The organism is Mameliella sp. AT18 (assembly GCF_028807275.1).
In the GTDB taxonomy this organism is placed as follows: domain Bacteria; phylum Pseudomonadota; class Alphaproteobacteria; order Rhodobacterales; family Rhodobacteraceae; genus Antarctobacter; species Antarctobacter albus.
Map to the genome: position 1 here is coordinate 1 of NZ_JARAMO010000198.1, position 6,926 is coordinate 6,926.

At 64.8% G+C, this 6,926-nt stretch carries 6 protein-coding genes; 4 read left to right on the forward strand and 2 right to left on the reverse strand.

The features are described 5' to 3' along the window. Together PVW46_RS17590 and PVW46_RS17595 are read right to left on the reverse strand one after the other, a co-directional pair. Positions 1 to 707: aminotransferase class III-fold pyridoxal phosphate-dependent enzyme (locus PVW46_RS17590; RefSeq protein ID WP_274576922.1), on the reverse strand; the 707-nt coding region annotated here is incomplete at its 3' end. Positions 708 to 716: 9 nt separating this feature from the next. Then, complete coding sequence (locus PVW46_RS17595) at positions 717 to 1,484, reverse strand: beta-keto acid cleavage family enzyme (protein WP_069210055.1); 768 nt, start codon at positions 1,482 to 1,484, stop codon at positions 717 to 719. Between the two features lie 162 nt (positions 1,485 to 1,646). On the opposite strand from PVW46_RS17595, the gene PVW46_RS17600 reads away from it, so the two are divergent. The 4 genes from PVW46_RS17600 (at position 1,647) to PVW46_RS17615 (ending at position 6,803) form a co-directional block, all read left to right on the forward strand. Beyond that, positions 1,647 to 2,522, forward strand: coding sequence for a MurR/RpiR family transcriptional regulator (locus PVW46_RS17600; protein WP_069210056.1), 876 nt, complete (start codon positions 1,647 to 1,649; stop codon positions 2,520 to 2,522). Positions 2,523 to 2,541: 19 nt separating this feature from the next. Then, positions 2,542 to 3,507 carry a TAXI family TRAP transporter solute-binding subunit gene (locus PVW46_RS17605; RefSeq protein WP_069210057.1) on the forward strand — a complete coding sequence of 322 codons (966 nt, stop codon included), beginning with the start codon at positions 2,542 to 2,544 and terminating at the stop codon, positions 3,505 to 3,507. 234 nt (positions 3,508 to 3,741) lie between these two features. After that, a complete protein-coding gene (locus PVW46_RS17610) occupies positions 3,742 to 6,360 on the forward strand; it encodes a TRAP transporter permease (protein WP_043145743.1) in 2,619 nt (872 codons plus the stop codon). Positions 6,361 to 6,383: 23 nt separating this feature from the next. Next, positions 6,384 to 6,803, forward strand: coding sequence for a universal stress protein (locus PVW46_RS17615; RefSeq protein WP_043145741.1), 420 nt, complete (start codon positions 6,384 to 6,386; stop codon positions 6,801 to 6,803). Positions 6,804 to 6,926: the final 123 nt, after the last annotated feature.

The following is a 6,926-nucleotide window of genomic DNA, read 5'->3' on the forward strand; positions in this document are numbered from 1 at the left end:
AGGATGCCGTGCCGGTCGCAGATCTCGCGGATCCGCTTGAAATACCCGGGCACCGAGGGCACCGCGCCCAGCGTCGCCCCAACCACGGGCTCAGCGACAAAGGCCATGACGGTCTCCGGGCCGACGCGTACGATTTCATCCTCGATCTCGGCGATCAGGCGGTCGCAATAGGCGGCCTCGCTCTCGCCCTCCTGTTGCCCGCGATAGGCATAGCAGGGCGCGACATGGCTGACCTCCATCAGGAGCGGCGCAAAGGGTTCGCGCCGCCAGGCGTTGCCGCCGGTGGCCAGGGCCCCCAGCGTGTTGCCATGATAGCTTTGCCGGCGGGCGATGATCCGGCTGCGGCCCGCCTCGCCGCGCTCAAGGTGATACTGCCGCGCCAGTTTCAGCGCCGCTTCCATCGCCTCGGACCCGCCGGAGACGAAATAGACGCGGTTCAGATCACCCGGCGCAAGCGCCACCAGCCGGTCGGCCAGCGCCTCTGCCGGGGGGGAGGTGAAGAAGCCGGTATGTGCAAAGGCCACCTGGTCCAGCTGTGCGCGGATCGCCTCTGTCACATGGGCGTCGCCGTGGCCCAGGCAGGACACGGCGGCGCCGCCGGACCCGTCCAGGTAGGCCTTGCCGGACTGGTCGTAAAGATAGGCCCCCTCGCCGCGGGAAACCGCGGGCGGCGCCTTGACGCTGCTGCGATGGAAGACATGGGACATGGGCGTTTTCTACCTTGTTTGTGCCAATTCCTCCGACCCGCTGGCGCGCGCCAGCGCGGATCGGAAATGACGGATATTGTCAGCGGTGCTGACGGCCAGCGTGCCATCCGGACGATGGATGTTGTTCTCGAACCCGATGCGGACATTGCCGCCGCGTTTCGCGACCTCGACAAGCACCGGCTCTTCTGTCGGGCCAAAGGCGCAGGCGGCCCAATCGGGGAACCCGCGTTCCAGCGCCTCGACAGCCTCGGGGACGGCATCGACGCGGGCCGGAACCGGGGGTTCATAGGTGCCGAAGACCAGCAGCACCGAACACTCCCCGGACGGAATCACCCCTCCGGCGCGAAAGCTGCGCAGGGTCTGCAGATCCGCCAGGTCATAGAGGATGTGCTGCAGCGCAATCCCCGCCTCGGCGGCAAAGGCGTAGAGCCTGCCGGCGGTCTCGACATCGCGGGCCATTTCCCGGGTCGAGACGCTGGCGCCCTGGGGTATGACCTCGCGCAGGCAATCGAACTGTGCCGCGACCGAATAGCGGCCCACCGCCTCTGTCGTGATCTGCACGAACAGGCCCGGTGCGGCGCCTCGCACCTCGGCGACGGCCTCGCGGTACAGCACCGGGTCCAGAGAATGCCGGCCAAGCGTATCGCGCACATGCATATGCAGCGCCCAGGCCCCGGCTTGCTGGCAGGCGCGCGCCTCCGCGGCCAGTTCAGCCGCGGTCATCGGCAAGGCCTGGTGATCGGATTTCGTACGCCGGGCGCCGTTTGGCGCGGCCATGATTTTCACGGAAGCAACGGGTGACGCGAGGTCATGGCCCATGACAAAGGCACTTTTCGGCTAGGCTGCGAATAGAAAGCGTTGAAACATATGTTTCTCAAGTTGACAAGATGTAAAACATATGAAACATCCTGAAACAGTCGTAACGATCCAGGAGAGCGGATGCCCGCCAAGCGTCTCGAAGCGCGCATCGCGCACCGCTACGGCGGTTTGAGCCACAAGTTGAGAGAGGCGGCGGACTACGTCATCGCCCATCCCGTCGAGGTGGCCACCCGGTCGCTGCGGTCGGTCTCGGCGGCCAGCGCGGTGTCTCCGGCCACCTTTTCGCGGCTGGCGCGGGCGTTGGATTTCACCAGCTACGAAGAGCTGCGCGAACTGTCCCGTCAGGCCATCGGCGACCAGGTGGTGTCCTTTGCCGAGAAAGCGACGCAGTTGCAGACCCCCGGCGAAGAAGACACCTCGATGCTGGACCGGCAGGCGGGGGCCTGCATGTCGAACATCGCCAGCCTGGCCCAGGGGATCGACCGCGAACGCCTGCAAGAGGCGGTGGACGCCCTGGCCCGGGCGCGCCGCGTCACCGTTTTCGGCGCTTTCGCCTCACACGGGATCGCCGAGCACCTCGCCTACCTGGCCAATTATTTCCAGTCCGACTGGACCGTCCTGTCGCGCGCGGGCAGCGCGCTTTCGGCGTCGATCGGACTGTTGCAACCGGGCGATGTCTTTCTGGTCATCACCAAGACCCCCTATGCCCGACGCGCCGTCCTTGCCACGCAGATGGCACGCGAAAGCGGCGCAACCACGATCGTTCTGACCGACACCCACGCAAGCCCGGCATTGATGCATGCCGACCTCGGCTTTTGCGTGCCGTCGGACAGCCCGCAGTTCTTTTCCTCTTACGTGGCGACACTTGCGCTCATGGAAACTCTGGTTGCGATGCTCGTCGCGCAGTCCGAAGATGACATAGGCGAAAAGATTCGCCTGGTAGAGGAAAGAAACCGACGCCTGGGAGATTTCTGGGCGGATGAGACCTCACCATAACGACAACAGGAGAGAAGTTATGTTCGATAATGTGAAACTCGGCGCCGTCGTGGCCCTGGGTGTGGCGTGCGCGGCACCGATGGCTTCGGCGCAGGAGTTCATCTCGATCGGCACCGGCGGTGTGACCGGGGTCTACTATCCCACCGGCGGCGCGATCTGCCGCCTCGTCAACAAGTCCCGCAAGGAGCACGGCATCCGCTGTGCGGTCGAATCCACCGGCGGGTCCGTCTACAACATCAACACCATCAAGGCCGGCGAGCTGGAGTTCGGCGTCGCGCAGTCCGACTGGCAGTACCATGCCTACAACGGCACCTCGACCTTCTCCGACAACCCCTTCCCCGAAATCCGCGCGGTGTTTTCGGTCCACCCGGAGCCCTTCACCCTGCTGGTGCGCGGCGACAGCGGCATCACCGGGTTCGAGGGCCTCGCGGGCAAGCGCGTGAACGTCGGCAACCCCGGTTCGGGCCAGCGCGCCACGATGGAAGTGGTCATGGAAGCCTTCGGCATGACGATGGACGATTTCGCCCTCGCGACCGAGTACAAGGGCTCGGAAATGGCCAAGCAGCTTTGCGACGGCAACATCGACGCGATGATCTACACCATCGGCCACCCGGCCGCCGCCATCAAGGAAGCGGCCACCACCTGCGACGTGCAGGTGATCGACGTCGTGGGTGAACCGATCGACAAGCTGGTCGGCGACAACCCCTACTACCGTGTGGCCACGATCCCGGCCGGCATGTACGACGGCACCGATTCGGACGTGACCACCTTTGGCGTGGGCGCAACCTTCGTCACCTCGGCCGACATTTCCGAGGACGTGGTCTACGTAGTGGCCAAGGCGGTGATGGAAAACATCGACGACTTCCGCCAGCTGCACCCGGCCTTCGCCAACCTCGACCCGGCACAGATGGTCAAGGACGGCCTTAGCGCACCGCTGCACCCGGGCGCCGAGAAAGCCTACAAGGAACTGGGCCTGATCGAGTAATCCTCGGGCCACGGACGGCGGCAGGGCAGACCTGCCGCCGTTTTTCCTTGGCAGGACAAATTTCTTCGAAGAGATTTGAGAGACGCCCAAAGCGTTTTCCGGCGACCGCGACGCGGCGCCACGATCCGATCCACGGACGCGCCCGCACCCGGGCGCGCACGATCCAATGTCTTCGAAGGCATTTGCAGGGCATCCCGAACCGCCCGCGACAAAGAAAAAACACAGGGGGACATCATGGCCGATCCACAGGCTCAGGACCGCAGCGCCGACGACATGGTCGCCGAAGCGGATACCGGCGCGCGCAACCCGCAGGCCAGATGGCAGGCACAGCTGATCATCGGCACCTGCATCGTCTGGTCGCTGTTCCAGCTCTACATCGCATCGCGGGTGCCCAGCATGCTGGCCACGACCACCGGCATCAGCTTTTTCGCGAATGTCGTGGCGCAGGCGCGTTTCGTGCACCTCGCCTTTGCCATCGCCCTGGCGACAATGGCCTTTCCGCTGACGAAATCCGCCCCGCGCGACCGCATCCCTGCCTATGACTGGGCGCTGTTGATTCTGGGCGTCTCGGCCTGTCTCTATCTCGTGGCCTTCCGCTTTCAGATCGCCGACCGGCCGGGGTTGTGGAACACCTCCGACATCGTGATGTCGGCCATAGGCATGGTGGTCCTGATGATATCGGTCTACCGATCCCTGGGCCTGCCACTCGTCATCATCGCCTCCTGTTTCGTGCTCTTCGCCTTCTTCGGCGGCTATTCGGAATGGGCGCGAAACATCACCAACTACGGCGGCGCCTCGCTGTCCAAGGCCCTGGGCCACTACTGGATGCAGACCGAGGGGGTCTTTGGCGTGGCGCTGGGCGTCTCAACAACGATGATCTTCCTCTTCGTGTTGTTCGGCGCCCTGCTTGACCGCGCGGGCGGCGGCAACTGGTTCATCCGGGTGGCCATCGCGCTGCTGGGCGCTCTGCGCGGCGGCCCGGCCAAGGCCTCGGTCCTGTCCTCGATGCTGACCGGCATGATTTCCGGCTCTTCGATCGCCAACACAGTGACGACGGGCACCTTCACCATCCCGCTGATGAAGCGCATCGGCTTTCCGGCGGAAAAGGCCGGCGCGGTCGAGGTGGCCAGCTCCACCAACGGCCAGCTGACCCCGCCCGTCATGGGCGCCGCCGCCTTCCTGATGGTGGAATACGTCAACATTCCCTACATCGACGTGGTCAAGCACGCCTTCCTGCCGGCGGTGATCTCCTACATCGCGCTGCTCTATATCGTGCACCTTGAGTCGCTCAAGATGGGCCTCAGGGGGCTGGAGAAACCGGGCCGCAAGATCGGCGTCCTGATGATCCTGATCCTTTTCCTTTCCGGCTTCATCTTCCTCGGGATCTGCGCCTTCCTGATGATCGGCCTGCGCGGCATCCTCGACCCGATCATGGGCGATTCCATCTACGCGGCGGTGGCCCTGGTCGGCGTGCTCTACGTCGCGCTGGTCTGGCTGTCCGCGCGCTATCCCGACATCGAGGAGGACACCGAGGGCGAACCCACGGCGCCCCGCCTGACACCCACCCTGATCGGCGGTCTCTACTTCTCGGTGCCGATCTTCATCCTGGTGTGGAACCTGATGGTCCGGACCGAGAACCTCGACCGGCTCTCGCCCGCGCTGTCGGCCTTCTGGGCAACGATCTTCATGATCATCATCGCCCTGACCCACCGCCCGCTCAAGGCCTTCTTCCGCGGTGAGGGCCATGTGGCCGAGGCCCTGGCCGGCTGGACCGACTTCGTACAGGGCCTGATCCTGGGCGCGCGCAACATGATCGGCATCGGCGTCGCCACCGGCGCCGCCGGCATCATCGTCGGAACCATCAGCCTGACCGGCGCCCACCAGGTCATCGGCCAGGTGATCGAGGTGATCTCGGGCGGCAACCTGATGGTCCTGCTGATCCTCGTGGCCATCCTCTCGCTGATCCTTGGGATGGGCCTGCCGACGACGGCCAACTACATCGTCGTCAGTTCGCTCATGGCGCCGGTCATCGTCAGCGTCGGCGCGCAGGCGGGGCTGATCGTGCCGCTGATCGCGGTGCACATGTTCGTCTTCTACTTCGGCATTCTCGCGGATGACACGCCACCTGTGGGCCTTGCGGCCTACGCGGCGGCGGCGATCTCGCGCGGGGACCCGATCAAGACTGGTGTCCAGGGCTTTGCCTACGACATCCGGACGGCGCTGCTGCCCTTCCTCTTCATCTTCAACACGGACCTGTTGCTGATCGACGTGGGACTGTTCAAGGCGATCTTCGTCTTCTTCATATCACTGACGGCGATGTTGCTGTTTGCCGCTGCGACGCAGGGCTATTTCATCGCCAAGTCGAAGCTGTGGGAGACGGCAGTCCTGCTGCTGATCGCCTTCATGCTGTTCCGCCCCGGCTACTTCCTCGACCAGGTGAGCGAGAAGTACAACAGCGCCGAGGGACCGGCCGCGCTGGCGCTCATGGCCGACGTGCCAGAGGGCAAGGACGTGCGGATCACCGTCGAAGGCCCGGATTTCGACACTTTCGAAGTCAGGCCCGTGACCATCGTCCTGCCCTCTGCCGGGGCCGAGACGCTGGACGCACAGGGCCTCGTGGTCAACGAGGAGGACGGCAAACTGCTGCTGGACGAACCTTTTGGCGGGCCGGACCTGATCCAGCCGGTCAGCGGGCAGGAGTTCGACTATTACGCCGACAATCCCGTCCAGATCGTCCGGGTCGAGATCGAGAACGAGCGCATGCCCAAGGAGATCTTCTTCATCCCGGCACTGCTGCTCCTGGCGGGCATCGTCCTGGTGCAGCGCCGCCGCGCCACCCAGGCCCCGTTCTGAGCGGCTCATAGAGGAGAGACGAGATGTACAGCAAGATCCTTCTCGCGGTCGACCTGAACGACACGAGCGGCGCCGCGCGCATCGCCGAGTACGGCGGCAAGCTGGCCCGCATGTGCGGGGCAGAGGTGCATGTGGTCAGCGTGGTTCCGGCGATGGGCTTCGCCCTCGTCGGCTCCGCCTTCGGCGGCGATTTCGCCGGTACGATGATGGAGGAAACCCGCACCAACATGCACAAGTGGATCGACGAGGTGCTGGGGATCGAGGCCCATGTACACGTCGACCAGGGCACGGTCTACGACAAGATCATCCGCACCGCCGAAGACATCGGTGCCGAGGCGATCGTCGTCGGGGCACATCGCCCCGAATTGCGCGACTACCTGGTCGGCCCGAATGCCGCGCGGGTGGTCCGCCACGCAAAACAGTCGGTCCTGGTGGTACGCTGAAAACTCCATAGGTTCGATCAAGACGGCCCCGGTCCCCAAGGATCGGGGCCGTTTGCATTTCGCCCCATTGCAGGACCAGAGAAGAACCGTCACCCAGCCTGTTCCCCGGAGCCCTCCGTCGCT